The organism is Fusobacterium ulcerans (genome assembly GCF_003019675.1).
GTDB lineage: Bacteria > Fusobacteriota > Fusobacteriia > Fusobacteriales > Fusobacteriaceae > Fusobacterium_A > Fusobacterium_A ulcerans.
The window spans coordinates 526,790-548,212 of the sequence record NZ_CP028105.1; the positions used below are offsets into that span (position 1 = coordinate 526,790).

The following is a 21,423-nucleotide window of genomic DNA, read 5'->3' on the forward strand; positions in this document are numbered from 1 at the left end:
AGGAGGTGCGTTTTAAAATGGAGCAAGAATTAGATGTGTATCTTTTTCATAGAGGAGAGCACAGAGAAGTATATAATTACATGGGAGCACATTTAACTAAAAATTCAGTTATATTCAGAGTATGGGCTCCTCATGCTAAATCAGTGGCTGTTGTTGGAGATTTTAATAACTGGACTGGCTATGACCATATGATGAAAAAAATAAATAATGAAGGTATATGGGAGCTTGAAATACCAAACCTAAAAAAATTAGAGAAATATAAGTACAGAGTGGAAAGTACTGATGGAAGAGTAGAGATGAAAGCTGACCCTTATGCTTTCTATTCTGAAATGAGACCTAATACAGCTTCTATTGTCTATGATATCCCTAAATTTAAATGGGCTGACAAAAGATGGCTGAATAAGAGAACTACTGGATTGAATAAACCAATTAATATATATGAAGTACATTTAGGATCTTGGAAAAGAGGAATCCATGGAGAATGGCTGAACTATAAAGATTCTGCTGTTATGCTTGCTGAATATCTAAAAGAAATGAATTATACTCACATTGAGATAATGCCTATAAATGAATATCCCCTTGATGCTTCTTGGGGATATCAGGCTACTGGATATTACTCAGTTACAAGCAGATATGGAACACCTGAAGATTTCATGTTCCTTGTAAACCTTATGCATAAAAATAATATTGGAGTTATTTTAGACTGGGTACCTGGACACTTCTGTAAAGATGCTCATGGACTCTACAGATTTGATGGAACTCCAACTTATGAATATTTAGATTCTAGAATTGGAGAAAATAAAGAATGGGGAACTTGTAATTTCGATGTTACAAGAAATGAAGTAAAAAGTTTTTTAATATCTAATCTTACTTACTGGTTTAAAGAATTCCATATAGATGGTGTAAGAATGGATGCAGTAGCTAATATGCTTTACCTTTCATATGGAAAAGACGGAGAAGATGATTTAAGAAATAAATATGGCGGAAAAGAAAATTTAGGTGCTGTAGATTTCTTCAAAGAACTAAATTCTGTTGTACATGATGATTTTCCAGATGTTTTAGTAGTGGCTGAAGATTCAACTGCATGGCCTAATGTTACTAAACACCCCATTGATGGCGGACTGGGATTTGACAGCAAATGGAATATGGGATGGATGAATGATACACTTAAATATTTTAGTATAGATCCTATATTCAGATATCAGCATCATGGAAAGCTGACTTTCTCTTTTATGTATGCTTTCTCTGAAAATTATGTACTTCCTTTGTCTCATGATGAAGTGGTACATGGTAAAAAATCAATAATTGAAAAGATGCCTGGATACTATGAAGACAAGCTGGCTCACACTAGATCTCTTTATTCTTATCAAATGGCTCATCCTGGAAAAAAATTAAATTTTATGGGTAATGAATTTGCTCATGGACTTGAATGGAGATTTTATGAATCTCTTGAATGGCATTTATTAGATCAGAATAATGGAAATAAAGAAGTGCAGGCTTATGTAAAAGCTTTAAATACACTTTACCTTGAGGATAAATCTCTATGGGAAGACAGTTGGGATACTTTTGAATGGATAGAGCATGAAAACTATACTGAAAATATGCTTGCCTTTCTTAGAAAAACAAAAGATTTCAAAGAACATTTAGTAGTTGTTTTTAACTTTTCTGGTGAAGACAAAAAGAAGTACAAGATCGGTGTACCAGAAAATAAAGTATATAATATTATCTTAAACAGTGATGACAAAAAATTCGGTGGAAATGGAACTGTTAAAAAGAAGAAGTACAAACCTATTGACAAAAGCTGGAACTATAGAGAGCAACATATAGAATTGGATATTCCTAAAAACACAGTAATTTTTTTAAAAACTGAAAAGGTTGAAAAGAAAAAAGGAGGAGCAAAGGGAAAAGGGACTGGGAAAGAAGAAAAAATAGAAACAACTGTAACAAAATCATCAACTAAAAAAGAAAATAAAAAGTTAGCCAAATAGTATTACATCGAATATTAGGAGGAAGTTATGAAGAAAAAACAAATAATAGCTATGATACTAGCTGGAGGACAAGGAAGCCGTTTATTAGATTTAACTGAAAAAATAGCTAAACCTGGAGTTCCTTTTGGAGGAAAGTATAGAATCATAGACTTTACTTTAAGTAATTGTTCTAACTCAGGAATAGACACAGTAGGAGTACTTACTCAATATGAACCTCATATCCTTAATGATCACATTGGAAGAGGATCATCTTGGGACTTGGATAGAATGGATGGAGGGGTAACTGTACTACAGCCTCATACTAAAAAGAATGATGAGGGCGGATGGTATAAAGGAACTGCCAATGCCATTTATCAAAATATGCAGTTCATTGATAAATATGATCCTGAAAATGTATTAATTCTTTCAGGAGACCATATCTACAAGATGGACTATGAAAAAATGCTTAAATTTCATAAAGAAAAAGATGCTGATGTAACTATTGGTGTATTTAATGTTCCAATGAAAGATGCACCAAGCTTTGGTATTATGAATGCCAATGAAGATTATTCAATATATGAATTTGAAGAAAAACCAAAACAGCCAAAGAGTACTCTTGCTTCAATGGGAATCTATATTTTTAAATGGAGCGTATTAAAAGAATACCTTCTTGAAGATGAAAAAGATCCTACTTCAAGTAATGACTTTGGTAAAAATATAATTCCTAATCTATTAAATGACCACAAAAAATTATTTGCATATCCATTTGAAGGATATTGGAAAGATGTTGGAACTATAGAAAGTTTCTGGGATGCTCATATGGATCTTTTAAAACCAGATAATGAACTGAATATATTTGATAAAGACTGGAAAATTAATACTCGTCAAGGAGTTTATCCTCCTCTATATGTAAGTGATGATGCTGTAATTACGACTTCATTAGTTGATAAGGGTTGTGAAATAGAAGGTGTAGTTAAAAATTCTGTTATTTTCCCTGGTGTTAAAATCGGAAAAAATAGTAAAGTCATTAACTCTGTAATAATGCAGGATACAGTTATCGAAGAAAATGTTATTATAAATAAAGCAATCATAGCTGATGAAGTAGTTATCAAGAAAAATACAGTTATTGGAGACGATACTGAAATTGCTATTATCGGTCATGGAAGAATAGTAAAAAGCGAAGTTATAAAATAAGCTTACAAGGGAGGACTTTATGCTAAATAATTATATGGCTATAATATTTTTAGCCGAATCTCTAGATAATATCAGATCTCTTACTAAAATGAGACCTCTGGCATCTGTTCCAGTAGGAGGAACTTACAGAATAATAGATTTTGCTTTATCAAATCTGGTTAATGCAGGAATAAGAAACGTTGGTATTTTTGGTGGAAATGATGATATGAACTCACTTACTGACCATATTGGAAGAGGTACTGAGTGGGATTTAGATAGAAAAAAAGATGGTATATTTATTTTTAAACAAATGGCTGATTCTACATATTCAACTAATATAAAAAGAGTTAAAAAGAATATGGAATATTTCTTCCGCAGCAAACAGCAAAATGTAGTTGTTTTAAGCTCTCATATGGTATGCAACATTGATATTGCTGATGTTGTAAAAAAACATGAGGAAAGCGGAAAAGATGTTACTCTGGTATACAAAAAAGTTGATAATGCAAATGAAAGATTTGATAATTGTGACAGTGTAAAAGTTGGAGAAAATGGAGAAATATTAGGAATCGGACAAAATCTTTTCTTTAAAAAGGATGAAAATATTTCTATGGAAGCTTTCGTTCTGAAGAAAGAACTTCTAATAAAGCTGATCTGTGATGGAATACAAGATGGGGCTTACTATACAGTAAAAGACCTTATCTCTAGAAACATTGCCAGATTGAGTATCAATGGATATGAATTCAAAGGATATTTAGCTTGTATCAACTCAACTAAAGAATACTTTGACTTCAACATGGATCTTCTAAATAAAGAAACTAGAGAAGATATCTTTAATAAAGATGGAAGAAAAGTTTACACTAAAACAAAAGATACCCCTCCATCAATGTTTAAAGAAAAAGCTGAAATAGTAAATTCCGTTATAGCTAATGGATGTATTTTAGGTGGAAAAGTTAAAAACTCTATTTTAGCTAGAGGAGCTACAGTTGAAGAGGGAGCTATAGTTGAAGACAGTATCCTTTTACAAGATAGTGTTGTCAAATCTGGAGCTGTATTGAAAAATATAATTGTAGATAAAAATAATGTAATCAAATGTAATGAAAGACTAAGTGCTTCTAGAAATTACCCTCTAGTTATTGAAAAGAGCATCAAATGGGATAAAGAACACTACAGAGATCTTTTAGAATACCTAAAAGGGAAGGGTAGAGACTAGTTCTTCATAAAGGAGTGATGAAGATGAAAGTACTTTTTGCAGCAGGAGAAGCATGGCCTTTTGTGAAAACTGGAGGGCTTGGAGATGTAGCTTACTCTCTGCCAAAAGCATTAAAAAAAGAAAAAATAGATGTAAGAGTGATAATGCCTAAATATAGTTCTATTCCTGATAAGTATAAGGAAATGATGCAGCATTTAGGAGATAAGCAAATATGGGTAGCTCATCATAATGAGTATGTTGGAATAGATTATTGTGAACTTGATGGGGTAACTTACTATTTCGTTGATAACGAAAGATACTTCAACAGAAGTAAAGTCTATGGTGAAGGAGATGACTGTGAAAGATTTGCATTCTTTGCCAAAGCTATCATAGAAACTTTCTATATCACAGGTTTTGAACCAGATATAATTCACTGTAATGACTGGCACACTGGACTGGTACCCATCTACTTAAAAGAAAGAGGAATGTACAATATAAAAACTATCTTCACTATTCATAATCTGAGATTCCAAGGTTTCTTTTACAATGATGTCATAGAAAAAACTTTAGAGCTAGATAGAGGAAGATATTTTGTTGAAGATGGAATCAAGTATTATGATATGATTTCTTTCTTGAAAGGAGGAGTTGTGTATTCTGACTATATCACTACTGTTAGTGATTCATATGCAGAAGAAATCAAAACTCCTGAACTTGGTGAAGGTTTAGATGGACTATTCAGAAAATTTGATTACAAACTGAATGGTATAGTCAATGGAATAGATGGAACTGTGTATAAGGTTCCTAGAAAAGGAAAGAAAAGATTAAAGGCTGAACTTCAGGAAAGTTTAGGACTTAATCAGGACCCTGATGTTCCTTTAGTGTCTATCATTACTAGATTAGACAGACAAAAGGGAATAGATTTGATTATAGACAGCTTTGATAGATTGATGAAATTAGGTATCCAGTTTGTTCTTCTTGGAAATGGTGAGCCTAAATATGAAGATTTCTTTAAATGGAAAGAAAGACAATATCCTGGAAGAGTCTGCTCATATATTGGATTTAACCAGCCTTTATCTATGGAGATATACAGTGGGTCAGATATGTTTTTAATGCCTTCTATCTTTGAACCTTGCGGCCTTTCTCAAATGATTGCTATGAGATACAGCTGTGTCCCTATAGTCAGAGAAACAGGTGGTTTAAAAGATACAGTCACTCCTTACAATGAATATACTGGAGAAGGAGATGGATTTGGTTTTAAAAATATAAGCAGTGATGAATTATATCAAACTCTGGAATATGCAATTTCTATTTATAAAGATAAAGATAAGTGGGAAAAAATTGTAAAAAGTGCTAAAGCTAGAGATAATAACTGGAATACATCTGCTAAAAAATATATTTCACTTTATAACGAAATTACAAAATAGAAAAAAAGGGAGAATACTTACAGGTAAGCTCCCTTTTACTATTTTTATTCTTGTACTCTGATTAGTAATTTTTAATTTAATTACTAATAGACTGTTATAAATTACTAACTATTTGTATTCTTTAAGTAATCTTCTTTTGTGTCCATTTCTTTATTGTATCTTTTATACTTTTTAGAAAATGGTTTTTTCATCTTAAAATACTTTTTATTTATGTTTTAAATCTATTTTTATTTAAAATTTTTCTAAAATCATTGTTCAATATAAATATAATAGTTACAATTATTAATGAAATTATTCCAACACTTATAGCTTTATAAAACCAAATTATCCAATTATTAATATTATTCAAACTTAATTTAAATACTTTACTTACAAAATAATCAATTGATATCATACTCAGTATAGATAAAGAAAAATATTTCATTAATGTTTTTAAATATTTTATTCCCTTTTGTTCAAAACATCTTTTAAATACTAATATAGGTTTTAAAATTAAAATTATAACTAAATTTGAAATTAAAGTTCCAATTATAACTCCATTCAACTGCATTTTTTGAACCATTATTAATGAAAATATTAAGTTTAATATCCCTTCTAAAAAAGGAGCATAAATGTCATCAAAAAAACCAGAAACAGTTTTAAAGATATCGGTTACTCCTCTTATCATTTGTATAAAAAGATTTATCAATATTAAAATTACACTTATCTTAGGTAACACATATTCTTCGCCTAACCAAAGTTTTATAAAAGGTGTTATTAAATAATATGTGCAAATAATTAAAAAAGTTGATATATAAAAATAAATTATGTATATTTCATTCCATTTTTTATAAATATCTTCTTTGGTATTTTCAGCTACATATTTTCCCATAATAGGAGTTAAAGCATCAGTAATTATTCCAATTAATATTATCAACATTTGATATATCATTAAATAACTTGAATATATACCAATTATACTTAAAGAAACAAATTTAGACAATACTATATAATCTGTATTAAAAACTATTACTCCTGCCAATTTATGCCAAAATAAATTTTTAGTATCCTTAATTAAGTTTTTATCAATTATTTTAACTTTATCAATTTTATAGTTAATTTTATAATTATAATTATAAAAAATATAAAGATATAAATTTTCTAAAATCATGATTAAAATAAAAATCAAAAAAGATTGAGTTTTTATCATAAAAATTATTTGTAAAATTTGAAAAACAATTCTTCCTGAGCCTTGTATCATTCTAACTTTATTAAATTCTTGGTTTGCAGTAAACAATATTGGATATTTTGCATAAAGATATGAAATTGAAGTATTTATAACATACAAACTCCAAAATATATATAACATATGACCATAACTATTAACTTTGATAAAATTATGTAGCATCACATTTAATAATAAACCCACTAATAATATTACTAAAGCAACTCTTTTATAAAAATAATTTATTGTTGCTATAATTATATTTATTTGATCTTGATTTCTCTCTGATAGAGGTCTATACAATGCATATGCAGATGCCATACCTATTCCCATATCAGCCAAATTTAAATATGCAATTATCTGGGTAAATAATCTCATTAATCCAAGAGTTTCTAAGCCCATATATTTACTAAAATAACCATTCAAAATAAAACCAGATATACTTGTTCCTAATGTAATTATCAAATTTAATTTCAAGTTTTGCTTCAAAATTTTTTTCATAATTAATTATCCTTTTATTTTAATAATTTTTTCAAATTTTTCTAAAAAGTTTTCATCTCCAAATGTTTTATTTATATCTAAATCTTCTTTTTCTTTCTCTTTTAGATTAAGTATTGCAAATTTTATTTTTTCTACAAAATCATTTTTTGAATCTAATGAGACAAAATATTTTTTTTTATAATTTTCTAAAACTTCACAACTTCCCAGAATTTTAGTAGCAACAATCATTTTATTAAAAATCATTGCTTCTATTAACGTTGTTGGCAGTCCTTCATAAAGAGAAGAGGATACATATATATTTGATTCTTTTAAATAAGGATAAGGATTTTCTTTAAATCCTAAAAGATATATTTTCTTTTCTAACTTTAATTTTTTTATTAAAGTTTCTATTTTATACATTTCTTCTCCTTTACCAATTATATATAATTTTACATTTTTATATTCTTTTAGAACTTCACTTATAACCTCTATTAAGTTTAAATACCCTTTCTCTGGAGATAATCTTCCTATTGTCAGAATATTTATATCATCTTCATTATATAATTTATTTTGCATTTTTGATTCTTCTTTTATTTTTTTTATATTTATTGGATTATATAAAACTTTTATTTTAGGGAAAAGAAAGGAATATTTTTTTTCAGCTAATTCCTTTACTGATTTAGATACTGCTATAATTATTTCTAATTTTTCATAAACATTTTTTTCCATTTTAGTTTGAATTTTACTTAATTTATTGATATCTGAATGTAACCAACCTATTTTTACAGATTTTAATTTTAGATTTGCTGCAATAAAATTAGATGGTCCTTCTTGAAATCCAATTATATATTTATATTCTTTTCCTTTTAAAATTTGATTAGACTTCATTTTTAAATACCACAAATAAATGTTTCTTCTAAATATTCCTTTAAAAAATATGCCTAACAACTTTTCTTTCAAACTATAATTTAAAAATAAAAGTTCTCTTAAAGGAATTTGTTTATATTTTGGAAAAATATTCATTATTTTTATATTTTCTTTAACATATTTTCTATATATACCATAATCATTAATCAATAGCAGCTCTACTTCATACTTTGTTCCAAAAATATTCAAGCATTCTATTAATATCTTTTGACTCCCTCCACTCCCGAGTGTATCCATAATAAAAAGTACTTTATTCATTTATTCTCATTCCTTTATTTTTATTGATTTTCTATAATATCTTTTTTAATTTTCTTATTCATAATAGATTTTAAAAATTTTATAAACAATAAAAAAACACAATATATTAAAAAAAATTGTATTATTTCTGATAATACTGGGAAAAAAGAAGCTCTTGGACTTATATATAAATTTTTTATAATAGGAATCATCATATATAGTTTAAATCTTGATGAAAGAAGGCTTTTTTCTATATTTGGAAAGGTATAACCTAATAAAACATTTATAAAAAATATAAAAATAATTCCTCCAAAATTATATAATTCTGCTAAATAATTTCCTCCTACACCAAATCCTAATAAATAGTATTCTTTATTTATCTGATATGATAAATGTGCTGAAATATTTGTTGTATGTAATAGTACTTCTAAAGATTGTTTTTTTGAATCATAGTTTTCAAACAAAAATACTATATAGTCTCTAATTGGTGAAAATAGCATTAATGTTGGATTTACTAAATATTTATCAATAAAAAGTTTATTTAAACCTATTATTCCTACACTTCCCCCCTGCTCTTTAAAAAATTTAATTATAGAATTTACTATACTCATACTTGAATTTATGCTACTTCTCATATTAGAAATTAACTGAAAAAAAAGTATTAGTGGAATAAATATTAATATCATTTTCTTAGTTACTTGTTTCTTAAATAAGATAATATAATATGTTAAGATAAGAAGTAAATTTATACCCAAAATTGTTCTTCCACCTTTAAGACTTTGAATTAAATTTATAATAACAAAAATAAAACTACACTTTAAAAAGTTCTTATGAGACGGTTTTGAGGCTAAAAATAAATAATAACTAAAAAAAAATAAAATATTCCATCCTTTTGTCCAAATTGGTAAAGAATAATTAAAGAATTCTCCATTATAAAGACCTGCATAACCTATCATTTTTATAATTTTTATTTCTAAAATTAACCTCATTAACAAAGGTAAAAATGAAATATAAATAATAACTTGAGATACTTTTTCCCAAATCTTATCTTCTTTTATTTTTACAACATATTTTTTTTTACAATTTTTATATAAAGTCATCCCTGTATATAGTCCTAAAATTGCAATAATTAATATTTTCAATGTATAGATTACTGTTTCGATATTTAAATAGCCATAATTAAAGATTTCAAGATTCCACCAATATTGTTTTGAAAATTTTGAAAAAAATATATTGCTTAAATTAAAAACTCCAAATGATAGTATAAAAAAGAAAATTATTGAAATTCCATTATTTATTTTGTAAGAATAATATAATATATATACATATATCATTAATAAAAAAGTTTCATTTGCCTTCAGTTCAGGCATAACTATAAGAAGAAACAAATAAATAATAGAAAATAATATTATACAAATAATTTCATTTAACAAATCTTTTATTTTCATTTTCTATTGATGAACTTAAAATCTTATTGCAAATATTTTCTACTGAAAATATTTGCTCATAATATCTTCGCCCATTTTCTCCTTTCTTATTTCTATCTTCTTCATCAAATACTATTTTTAAAGCATTCTGGAGTAACGATTTTTCATCTCCTGCTATTGAAGCATAGCCTCCCTTTATTTCATTTTCTAATATATTTCCATAATCAGTAAATTTATCAATTGAAGCTATTATTGGCAATCCTACTTTTAAATAATCTAAACTTTTAGAAGGAAAACTTGGAACAGTTAATTTAGAAGATAAGCTAACTATCCCTATATCAAAACTAGCAATTATTTCTTCATATTTTTCTCTTGGAATATAATCTAAAAATTTTATATTTACTATTTTTTGATCATTAACTATCTTTTTTAATCGTTCTTTGTCTGTCCCTTTTCCTATAAAAATAAATTTAATCCTTTCATAACTCAATAATTTTTTTGCCAAATTAATAATATTATCTAATTCTTGAACTATACTATGGGCTCCACCATATACAAAAATAATATCATCTTTTTTATATCCTAATATTTCCCTTGTTTGACTTCTTGAGTATTCTTTTCTCGAAGATATTTTAGCCCATATTGGGATTATCTTTAACTTCAATGGATCTATCCCTTTATAATTCATTAATAAAAACTCTTTGTTTCTCTTAGTCATACATCCTATCTTTTTATAAATTAAATAACTTCTATTTTCTAATATCTTCAAAATTTGAAAAAATAATTTAGATTTTAATAAATTTAGATCTAATAAATAATAAGGAAAAAAATCCCATAAAATTAAATAAGATGTTCCAGTAGATAGTTTTTGATAATATTTTACTATTTTGCTTGTTAGTAATGCTGGTGTAAATCCTATTATTAAATCAAATTTTATTTTTTTTAGATGTTTTTTAGTACTTCTTAAGGCCAATATTTGAAATATAAATTGTTTAATAAATTTTATAATTATAAAATCTGAAAAAAATAATTTTGGTAATTTATATCTATAAACTTTTATTTCATTTTCTTCTTTATATGAAGTTTCAGGGTCATCTTTTAACCATGATAAAGCTATCACATATACTTTATAATCTCTAGATTTAAGTTCATTAGCTAATTCATTTGTTAACCATTGATTACCTTGAATGCCATATTTTGTTGTTACTAACAATATATTTTTCATTAAACTTCCTTTCTCCATACTACTCTATTTATATAATCTGTATAAGATAATATTATTCTTAAAACTTTATCTGATACATTTGGCATAGAGTAATCATCTACTTTTCTTAAAGTAGTTTTATCTTGTGTTTCTAGAATACTTAATCCTTGCATTATTCTTTCTTTTTTCAATCCTACCATCATTACTGATGTTTCTTCCATAGCTTCTGGTCTTTCATGAGCTTCTCTTATATTCAATGCTGGAAAGTTTAATACAGAGGATTCCTCACTTATTGTTCCTGAATCACTAAGTACTGCTTTAGCCTCTTTTTGAAGTTTTACATAATCATTAAATCCAAGTGGTTTCATCAAATTTATTAAAGGATTAAAAATTATTCCTAATTCTTCTATCCTCTTTCTTGTTCTTGGGTGTGTGGATACTATTATTGGTAAATTATATTTTTCTGCTACCGCGTTTAAGCTTTCTACTAAGCTTAAAAAATTTCTATCAGAACCTACATTTTCTTCCCTATGAGCTGAAACAACAAAAAATTTTCCTTTTTCTAAATTTAATTTATCTAAGATATTTGAATCTTCAATATCTTTTAATTTCATATTTATTACTTCAAATATTGGACTTCCTGTTTTTATAATTCTATCTGCTGGTAATCCTTCTCTTAGTAGATATTCCCTAGCTATATCACTATATGTTAAATTGATATCTGCTATATGGTCTACTATCTTTCTATTAGTTTCCTCTGGAACTCTTTGATCGAAGCATCTGTTACCTGCTTCCATATGAAAGATAGGTATTTTCTTTTTTTTAGCAACTATTGCTGCTAAACATGAATTTGTATCTCCAAGAACTAAAAATGCATCAGGCTTTACTACATCTAGTAAAGAATCCATTTTTATTAAAATATTTCCTATTGTTTCGCTTGGTTTTCCAGTAGCCGTTTCTAAAAAATAATCTGGTTTTCTTATATTAAAATCTTTAAAAAAAATTTCATTTAGCTCATAATCATAGTTTTGACCTGTATGTACTATTGTGTGATCTATTGCATCTGATTTCTCTAGTTTGGCTATTACTGCTGAAAGCCTTATTATCTCTGGTCTTGTTCCTACTATTGTCATTACTTTTATTTTTTTCATTCATTACACCTCTAAGTAGTATGTATCTGGATTTTCTTTATCAAATAATTCATTTGCCCATATCACAAGTATCATTTCTCCAGTACCTATGTTCGTTATATTATGTGTATATCCAACTGGTATATCCACCACTTCTAATTTTTTATCAGATACATGATATTCAATCACTTTATCACTGTATATATTTCTAAATCTAATAACAGCTTCTCCCTTTATTACTAAAAATTTTTCATTTTTAGTATTATGATAATGATTTCCTCTTGTTATTCCAGGTTTTGAAGTTGAAATTGAGAATTGTCCACTATCCACTGTTCTTAATATTTCAACAAAAGCTCCTCTATTATCCTTGTGTTCTGTAAGCCCATATGAAAAGTTATCTTTTGAAAGATATGATAGATAAGTTGAATATAGTGCTCTTTCAAATCCTTTTCCTACTTTTTCTATTACAAGAGTTTTTCTATTATTTTTAAATGAATGAATAAGATCTGAAATCTCTCCAAGAGTTTTACTGTATACTGTTGGTATCTCGTAATATTCTTTAATTTCTATCTTTTCATGCAAATGAGAAACGAAAGTATTTACAACATCATCTATATATACAAAATTTAATTTTACATTTCTATCTGATATAGTTATATCTATATTATTTGCTATATTGTAACACCAAGTAGCAATTACAGAGTTGTAGTTTGGTCTGCACCATTTTCCAAAGACATTTGGAAGTCTGTAAATATATATTTGTGCATTATTTCTTTTACTATATTCTCTTAGAAAAATTTCTCCTTCTAACTTACTCTTTCCATAATCATTATCTTTTTCTGCCTGAATTGATGAAGTAACAAGAATTGGTATTTTTAATTCTTTTTTTTCTATTACATCTATCAGTTCTTTTATGGTATCTCTATTTCCTTTATAGAATTCTTCTGGATTCTCTGGTCTGTTTATTCCTGCAAGATGAAAGATAAAATCTATTTTTTCTATATATTCCTCAATTTCATCTATAGTATTTTCTTTATCAAATTGATGAATAACAATCCCATCTATCCTCAATAATCTTTCCACAAGGTTTTTTCCTATAAATCCTTTTGCTCCTGTTACAAGAACTTCCATAGTCATTTCACCCCAAACTCTTTTAATTCATCTTGTATTTCATATAGATTCAAAATCATCTTCTTTAATTCTTCTTCATTTAGTCTATATGTATTATGAGAATTATATTCATCTGCTTGAGTGATTACTTCCTGTCCATCTTCAAAGTATTTCGAATAATTAAGATCTCTTCCATCTGCTGGAACTCTAAAATATTCTCCCATATCTATTGCCCTTACTTTTTCTTCTTTAGTCATTAGAACTTCATAAAGTTTTTCTCCATGTCTTGTTCCTATTATTTTTACTTCATGTTCTGGTTTTCCTAATATATCTTTCATTGCATAAGCAAGAACTTCAATTGTTGCTGCTGGTGATTTTTGAATAAATAGATCTCCATTCTTTCCATTTTTAAATGCAAATAATACTAAATCTACTGCCTGATCTAAACTCATCATAAATCTTGTCATATTTGGATCTGTTATTGTTATTGGTTTTCCATTTCTTACTTGATCTATAAATAAGGGAATAACTGAACCACGTGATGCCATTACATTTCCATATCTTGTAAGGCATATTGTAGTTTCTTCTTCATTAATATTTCTTCCTTTTGCTACTATTACTTTTTCCATAAGAGCTTTTGACATTCCCATTGCATTTATTGGATAAGCTGCTTTATCAGTACTTAAGCAAACTACTTTCTTAACTTTTGATGCTATTGCTGCATTTAAAACATTTTCTGTTCCTAATATGTTAGTATAAACAGCCTGTACTGGATAGAATTCACATGATGGTACCTGCTTAAGTGCTGCTGCATGAAATACAAAGTCTACTCCTCTCATCACATCCATTACTGAGTTGTAGTCTCTTACATCTCCAATATAGAACTTCAACTTAGGATTATTATATGCTTTTCTCATATCATCCTGTTTTTTTTCATCTCTTGAAAAAATTCTTATTTCTCCAATATCAGTTTTTAAAAATCTTCTAAGTACAGCATTTCCAAATGATCCTGTTCCTCCTGTTATCAGTAAAACCTTATCTTTAAACATAAAATCTATCTCCTTAATCTTTTTTTATTATATTCATTATTGTTTTATATGCCTTATCTACTCCTAAATGTTCTTCATAATATCTTCTTCCATTATTTCCTAACTGCTTTCTTAAATCTTTACCATTGTATAAAATTAAAAATTTTTCATATAAATCTTCAACATTTCCAGCCTCAGCAAAAATTCCTCCCTTTACCTCTTCTTCAAGAAATTTTCCATAGTCCGCTGCTGAACATTTATCTAAACTTGCTAAAATTGGAAGCGATAATTTAAAATAATCTGTTGTCTTTGAAGGAAAATTTGGCACTGTAAATCTTTCATCAAGGCTTACAAGACCAATATTACAAGCACTTGTAAATTTTTCATAGTCTTCTCTTGGCAGCTGATCTATAAATCTGATATTTTTTAACTTCTTATCCATGGCTATTTTTTTCAACCTTTCTCTTTCTGAACCATTACCTACAAATATGAATTTCACCTCTGGTAATTCTAAGCATTTTTCAGCTAAAGATAGTATATTTTCTAATTTTTGTGGTTTTCCCATATTTCCACCAAATATAGCTAAAAAATCTTTTTTGGGATATCCATATTTTTTTCTTATTTCTTCTTTATTTATTTCTAATTTAGGTTTTAGATATGCCCAATTTTTTAATAATTTTATCTTATTTTTATCTAAACATTCATATTTCTCTTGTAAATATTTAATATTTCCATTTGACATACACCAAATTTGATCATATGCTAAAAACATTTTCTTTTCTTTTTGTTTAAAAAAATTAAATATTATATTATTTTTCATCATTCCAATGTCTTTTGCATTTTGTGGAAAAATATCCCATAAAATTAAATGTGCTGGACATTTAAAATACCTTTTTAAAGGATTGATTAGTGATGCATCTGATAAAAATGGTGTATGAGTTATTATTAAATCATATTTTTTATCTCCTAAATATTTTAAAATACCTCTTTTTAATTTAGGTATCATTGTTAATGTTGTTATTCCTTTTTCTATTTTGTTCCCTACATTAAAATAGTTTCCAGTTTTAACTCTTAAAACTTCATATCCATTTTCTATTTTATATTCTGTTTCTCTTTTAAATTTTTTTTCTAAAATTGTTACTACAGTAATATTATTTCCATTTCTTGAAAATTCATCTGATAAATCTTTTGTCAATGTTGAATCATTTTCACTTCTTGAATGTCTTAAATAAAGAAATAGTATATTCATCAATTCTCACCCATTTATTGTTGATTAAATTTAAAAAATTTTATTTTTTAATCAATACTCAACTCCTATTTTTTCTACCAATTCACTCTTTTTATTTAAAAGTATTTCATCTTTTACTATCCACTGAATTTTTGCTTTATCTACTATTTTTAAGAAAGTAGCTATTATCAGATAAATATCATTCCAAAAGTTTCTATTTTCTATATAATATAGATTAAGTTCTATCTTATATGGCATTATCTGTTCTATATAGAATTTCTCTGGATCTGAAACCTGATTCATCAGATACTCCTCATCTGAAAACACTATGCTTGCTGGAGATGATATTCCACTTCTTACTTTAAAGATTCCTTTGCCTCTTTCAGAATAATATTTTAATCTTCTTGGAAGTTCTGGCCTTGGTCCTATAAAGCTCATATCTCCAACAAGGATATTAAACAACTGCGGAAGTTCATCAATCTTTGTCTTTCTGATAAATTTTCCTATTGGTGTTATTGCACTGCTATTTCCTTTTACTTGTATCCCTTTAGCATCTTTATCAAAATCTGTCCTCATACTTCTAAATTTATATATAGTAAATTCTCTTGCTCCTTTTGTCAGTCTTTTCTGCTTAAATAATATCGGACCAGAAGAAGTCAACTTTATAATTAATCCTATTAATATCATTAAAGGTAAAAAAAATATTATTCCTAAAAATGATACTGTTATGTCAAATACTCTTTTTAAAAACATTTTTTCTTTCCCCCATTACAAATAACTTACTTCTTTATATGAAACAACTAACTTTTTCATTATATCTTTGATTTCATCTATGTTTGCATGTTGTCCTGCTTCCCATAGCCTTTCAAAGAATTGTGTTATATCTACTTCTCCATCTTCAATTTTTGTTATGAAGATTTTTTTATTTTCTGTCTTTATCGCTGAATTTATATCATAGAGAAGTTCTTCAAATAACTTTTCCCCTGGTCTAAGTCCTACTATATCTATTCCTACATTTGAGTTTGAAAGTTTTATCATTGTTTGTGCAAGATCATAAATTTTTACTGGCTTTCCCATATCAAGAATAAATATTTCTCCACCATTTCCTAACGATCCTGCTTCTATTACTAATTGTGCTGCTTCTGGTATTGTCATAAAATATCTTGTTATATCTTTATGGGTAAGAGTTAGATTTTTTCCTTCCTCTAATAGTTTTCTAAATATCGGAATAACAGAACCATTACTTCCAAGTACATTTCCGAATCTTACTGCCATATATTTTGTATGTTTAGCAACTTTATTCATATGCTGAATTACAAGTTCACATGCTCTTTTACTAGCTCCCATGAGATTTGTTGGATTTACTGCTTTATCTGTTGAGATAAGAACCATTCTTTCAACTCTGTATTTATCTGCACATTCAGCTACATTTTTAGTTCCAAATATATTGTTCTTTATCGCTTCCTCCGGATTATGCTCCATCAGAGGTACATGTTTATGCGCTGCTGCATGGAATACTATATTTGGTCTATATTTTTCAAAAAGTATTTCAAGTTTTTTCTTTTCCCTTACATTGCATATTTCTGATATAAGTTCAAGATTTGGGTACTTTCTCTTCATTTCAAGTTCAAGAAAATATATTGAATTTTCATTGATATCAATATTTACAAGCTGCTTGGGAGAATATCTAGCTATCTGTCTTGAAAGTTCAGAACCTATACTTCCTGCTCCACCAGTTACAAAAATAACTTTTCCTTCAATTAAATTTCTAATATTTTCATCATTAATCACTATTTCATCTCTTCCCAATAGATCTTCTATTCTTACTTTTCTTAATTGAGAAGCCAATTCTCTATTTTCAAGTATCTCTGCTATAGTTGGAACTGTTTTAATCTCCACATTTCCAACTGACTTTATTCTATCCACAATATTTCTCATTTCTGAACTATGAAGAGAAGGCAGTGCTAAAAGTACTTCAGAGACTTTTTCTCTTTTAATTATTTCTTCTAAATTTTCCTTATCCCCCAAAACTTTTATATTATATATATATGTATCTTTTTTCTTTGGATCATCATCTAAAAATCCAACTATATGATAGGGAAATATTGGATTTGTCATTGATTCCTGAGCTAATATTGCTCCTGCTTCTCCTGCACCATATACTAAAACCCTCTCTTCTGGAACTAATCCTCTATTTTTACTTTTATAGAATCTCTTTAATCTAAATAAATATCTACAAAATAATTGAAAAGAAATTGAAAGTATTAAAGAAACTAAAACAGTAGATACTGGATAATCAATTATTCTTGTATATATAATTATTAAAAAAGCAATTGTTGATATACTGTTTAAAAAGATAAGGTTCAAAACATCTAATATATTTGTATAACTCCAGCTCTTATCATTCATTCTTGTATAAAAATATCCAATCAAAAATATCCCTAGATAAGTGAATAGGTACTCTGTCTCTAATTTTTCTTCCCATTCTAAACCATACTTCGATATAAAAGCACCTACCATTCCAAAAATTATTCCTAAAGAATCTATTCCAAATTTTATAAAACTTCGCTCATTTATTAATTTAGGAGTTTCATTTTTATTTTTTTCTTTAAATTTTACTATTAATCTATAAATAAATAATTGAAAAAGCGAAAATACTATAAATACTGTAAAAATTGAAAGAATTTTATAAAATAAAAAGAAAATTCCAAATATTAAACTATTAATAAAAATTGTATTACAGCCCACTTTTTCTTCATTAAAATTTAAATTTCCTGTCATAGAATAGAAGAAAACTAAAATAATAAATAGGCCATATACAGCAGTATTTATACTAAATCCTGTTATTCTAAGCATCATTTCATAAACTATGAATAACAAAGCTATATATATTATTCCTAAAAGACTTATTTTTTTTCTCTCCATAAGAAAATCCTCCCAAGATTTTTCGTATCTTTATTTTTTATTTTTTTATTCTTAATAAATGTCGAAAATATAGTTTTCAAACTAAATTATACATCATTATTTTATTTTTTTCTACATGATTATAAAAACCATTACACAAAGAAAACTTTTAAACTTGTCATAATAATCTTTAAAATTAGAAACTTCTTTTTTTTATAATTATATTTTTTTTATATTTTTTTAAAATCAAATTTCATTTTCTATTTTATTTAATTTTTAATGTTTGACAACATATTTTACGTTTTTTATATAATATAAATATGTTAATTATGTGTTTTAAAGAAATAAAAAAGAGATCATTCCTAAAATATGATCTCTTTTTTATTTAAATATAATTTTAATCGTTTTTATTCTTTAATTCTATAACATATCTAAAACATATTTTTATTTGAAAAAATATGTTTTTATTTTTTAATATTATTTTAATAATTTTTTAAATTTAATTTTTATTTTTCTAAATTATTTAATAATATAGCACTACTCTAGAATGTACAAATATTAGAATTTGCTTATAAATTATAATAAATTTTTTATTTTTTTCTCAATTATTCTTCTTAATATTTTTTTAGTAAAAACTTTATTCTTCCAATAAGATTTATTAAATAAAGATATTTTATAATACATGATTGTTTTTAAAACTTCTTTTACATCTACCTTAATTATTTCCATCTCTTCTTTTGAATATTTTTCTTCAAAAATATTTTTTAATTTTATTTCAAATTCTCTCGTTTCTGATAAAGAAATATCCATATTTTGTGCTTTATAACTCAATGCTTTATAATATGTCATTACTAAATATACTCTAGTTTTTTTGAAATCATTATTTTCTATTTTTTCCATAATTTTTTCCAAATATATTATAATTTTTTTATATGCTTCTATCTCTTTCGTTTTATCTGGATTAGTTGTAGTACTCCCATTTCTATTTTGTCTATAATAATAATGGAATTTATTTATATATTTTACATTATTTGATGTAATAAATGCTGTAAAATTAAATGGAACATCCTCAGTTATAATTTTTTCTATAAATAATATATGATTTTCTTTTAAAAAACTTCGTTTATATAATTTAGAGGTCACACATTTGAATTTAAGCAACTGATTAGTCCAAATCATACTCCCTATTCTTGTCTTTTTCTCATAATTAATTTCTCTTCTTTTACATTTACTTAAATTATCATATAAAATAAAATCAGAAAACACTATATCTGCATCTTCAGCATCTTTATATAAATCCTCTATCATTGTTAATTCAATAAAATCATCAGGATCAACAAAAGAAATGTATTCTCCTTTTGCTATCTCCATTCCTGTATTTCTTGCTGATGAAACTCCACCATTTTCTTTATTTACTATAGTTATTCTTTCATCTGAGAAAAATCTTTCTATTTTTTTCATAGAGTTATCTTGTGTTCCATCATTTACTATTATTATTTCTATTTCTTCCAATGTTTGATTCACTACTGACTCCATACATTCTTCTATATATTTCTCTACATTATAGACTGGTATAATTATACTTACTTTTATTTCATTCATTTATATTTTCCTTTCTCACTTTACATAAAGCTAAAGCAAATGTAAAGAATACTAATTGATTAACTTTACTAAAGTATATATTACAATCTGTTAAGCCAGTTAGATTTAAAAAAACTACTAAACTAATAGAAAGATAAATCAATATTTCTTGACTTTTTATTTGTGTTGATTTTAATTTTTTTATAAACTCCAAAAATAAAAAAATATTAAAACAAATATAAAATGTTAATGCACCTATCCCTTGAGTTACCATTATTTCTAAAAAATTATTATGAAGATGTGGATTTTTTTCCCAAGAAATAGCTCCTAATTCATGATTTTTATAATAACAGAACCCTAATGCCTTGTACTTATTTTCTTTAAAATCGTTAATTCCTTTTTTCCAAATTTTTATCCTTGTTTCTTTTTCCAAGTTTTCTATCGATGTCAATTGTTTTACTCTATATAGATATTTATTTACATGTGGTTCTTTAATAAAACAAATACCTAAAATAAAAAAAACAATTAAATATTTAAATTTTATTTTAAATTTAATTAAAAGTGTTATCGCTATTATTAAAGGAATTACTAAAAGAGTTATTCTGCTATTTGTACTAATTAATACTAAAAAAGATAATACAAAAATAATAAAGGAAATGGCCTTAACAATAATTTTCTTTGAATATAGTAAAGAAAAAAAGCTCATTAAAACATAAATTCCTACTTCAATGGTCAATATTGTCGGTTCTGTTCTCATTTTTACTCTATAGTATGGTGAAAATTTATTTAAATGCCATTCTTCTAATCCTTTTATTGTCACTATTAGTGAACATAATATAAAGAAAAGTAAAAAATTTTTATAATATTTCTCATTTAATTCTAATTGGGTCAAGCATAAAAATAATATATAATTATGAAATACTACTTTAAAAAATAACTCAATATTATAATTTATAGAATCACTTTTAAAAAAACTCAAAGCCATAAAAAAAATATACCCAACTATACTAACAATTAATCCCATAGATATTTTATTATATTTTCTCTTATATAAACAAAAAAATATAGTTATTCCCATTAAAATACAATCTACAACATATCTTTCGCTTCCTTTTCTAATTATAAAGAAAATAATTACCATTGTTAATATACTTAATATTTCAGTGTTTTTACTTAAAAAAAAATTTTTCACCATTATCCCCTTTATTAA

The 21,423-nt window shown here is 26.1% G+C and carries 16 protein-coding genes; 4 read left to right on the plus strand and 12 right to left on the minus strand.

Annotated elements, in window-relative coordinates:
• Positions 1–17 precede the first annotated feature (17 nt).
• From glgB to C4N20_RS02475, 4 genes are read left to right on the plus strand one after another with little or no spacing between them, the layout of a single operon-like run.
• Positions 18–1,988 (plus strand): 1,4-alpha-glucan branching protein GlgB, encoded by a 1,971-nt coding sequence (glgB, locus tag C4N20_RS02460; RefSeq protein WP_005981226.1) that lies wholly within the window; start codon positions 18–20, stop codon positions 1,986–1,988.
• Positions 1,989–2,015: 27 nt separating this feature from the next.
• The gene (locus C4N20_RS02465; protein WP_005981224.1) at positions 2,016–3,161 is read left to right on the plus strand and encodes a glucose-1-phosphate adenylyltransferase; all 1,146 of its coding nucleotides are present in this window, start codon (positions 2,016–2,018) and stop codon (positions 3,159–3,161) included.
• 19 nt (positions 3,162–3,180) lie between these two features.
• Positions 3,181–4,350, plus strand: coding sequence for a glucose-1-phosphate adenylyltransferase subunit GlgD (gene glgD, locus C4N20_RS02470; protein WP_005981222.1), 1,170 nt, complete (start codon positions 3,181–3,183; stop codon positions 4,348–4,350).
• Positions 4,351–4,373: 23 nt separating this feature from the next.
• A complete protein-coding gene (locus C4N20_RS02475) occupies positions 4,374–5,753 on the plus strand; it encodes a glycogen synthase (protein WP_005981220.1) in 1,380 nt (459 codons plus the stop codon).
• Between the two features lie 208 nt (positions 5,754–5,961).
• Here the strand turns inward: C4N20_RS02475 and C4N20_RS02480 are convergent, their stop codons facing one another.
• The 12 genes from C4N20_RS02480 to C4N20_RS02535 form a co-directional block, all read right to left on the minus strand.
• A complete protein-coding gene (locus C4N20_RS02480; protein WP_005981218.1) occupies positions 5,962–7,458 on the minus strand; it encodes a lipopolysaccharide biosynthesis protein in 1,497 nt (498 codons plus the stop codon).
• Positions 7,459–7,464: 6 nt separating this feature from the next.
• Complete coding sequence (locus tag C4N20_RS02485; protein ID WP_005981217.1) at positions 7,465–8,622, minus strand: glycosyltransferase; 1,158 nt, start codon at positions 8,620–8,622, stop codon at positions 7,465–7,467.
• Positions 8,623–8,642: 20 nt separating this feature from the next.
• Positions 8,643–10,049 carry an O-antigen polysaccharide polymerase Wzy gene (wzy, locus tag C4N20_RS02490; RefSeq protein WP_005981215.1) on the minus strand — a complete coding sequence of 469 codons (1,407 nt, stop codon included), beginning with the start codon at positions 10,047–10,049 and terminating at the stop codon, positions 8,643–8,645.
• Positions 10,024–11,253 carry a glycosyltransferase family 4 protein gene (locus C4N20_RS02495; RefSeq protein WP_005981213.1) on the minus strand — a complete coding sequence of 410 codons (1,230 nt, stop codon included), beginning with the start codon at positions 11,251–11,253 and terminating at the stop codon, positions 10,024–10,026. Before C4N20_RS02495 ends, wzy begins: the two co-directional genes overlap by 26 nt.
• Positions 11,253–12,383 carry a non-hydrolyzing UDP-N-acetylglucosamine 2-epimerase gene (wecB, locus tag C4N20_RS02500; RefSeq protein ID WP_005981211.1) on the minus strand — a complete coding sequence of 377 codons (1,131 nt, stop codon included), beginning with the start codon at positions 12,381–12,383 and terminating at the stop codon, positions 11,253–11,255. The genes C4N20_RS02495 and wecB overlap by 1 nt, the downstream gene beginning before the upstream one ends.
• Before the next feature lie 3 nt (positions 12,384–12,386).
• Positions 12,387–13,493 carry a polysaccharide biosynthesis C-terminal domain-containing protein gene (locus C4N20_RS02505; RefSeq protein WP_040490901.1) on the minus strand — a complete coding sequence of 369 codons (1,107 nt, stop codon included), beginning with the start codon at positions 13,491–13,493 and terminating at the stop codon, positions 12,387–12,389.
• Positions 13,494–13,495: 2 nt separating this feature from the next.
• Complete coding sequence (locus C4N20_RS02510) at positions 13,496–14,521, minus strand: polysaccharide biosynthesis protein (protein ID WP_005981206.1); 1,026 nt, start codon at positions 14,519–14,521, stop codon at positions 13,496–13,498.
• Between the two features lie 13 nt (positions 14,522–14,534).
• Positions 14,535–15,749: a glycosyltransferase family 4 protein gene (locus C4N20_RS02515; RefSeq protein ID WP_005981204.1), complete on the minus strand. Its 1,215-nt coding sequence runs from the start codon at positions 15,747–15,749 to the stop codon at positions 14,535–14,537.
• Positions 15,750–15,800: 51 nt separating this feature from the next.
• Positions 15,801–16,481 (minus strand): sugar transferase, encoded by a 681-nt coding sequence (locus tag C4N20_RS02520; RefSeq protein WP_005981202.1) that lies wholly within the window; start codon positions 16,479–16,481, stop codon positions 15,801–15,803.
• A gap of 15 nt (positions 16,482–16,496) precedes the next feature.
• A complete protein-coding gene (locus C4N20_RS02525; protein WP_005981200.1) occupies positions 16,497–18,653 on the minus strand; it encodes a polysaccharide biosynthesis protein in 2,157 nt (718 codons plus the stop codon).
• 555 nt (positions 18,654–19,208) lie between these two features.
• Positions 19,209–20,234, minus strand: coding sequence for a glycosyltransferase (locus tag C4N20_RS02530; RefSeq protein ID WP_005981198.1), 1,026 nt, complete (start codon positions 20,232–20,234; stop codon positions 19,209–19,211).
• Positions 20,227–21,405 (minus strand): O-antigen ligase family protein, encoded by a 1,179-nt coding sequence (locus tag C4N20_RS02535; RefSeq protein WP_170067063.1) that lies wholly within the window; start codon positions 21,403–21,405, stop codon positions 20,227–20,229. Before C4N20_RS02535 ends, C4N20_RS02530 begins: the two co-directional genes overlap by 8 nt.
• Between the last annotated feature and the right edge of the window lie 18 nt (positions 21,406–21,423).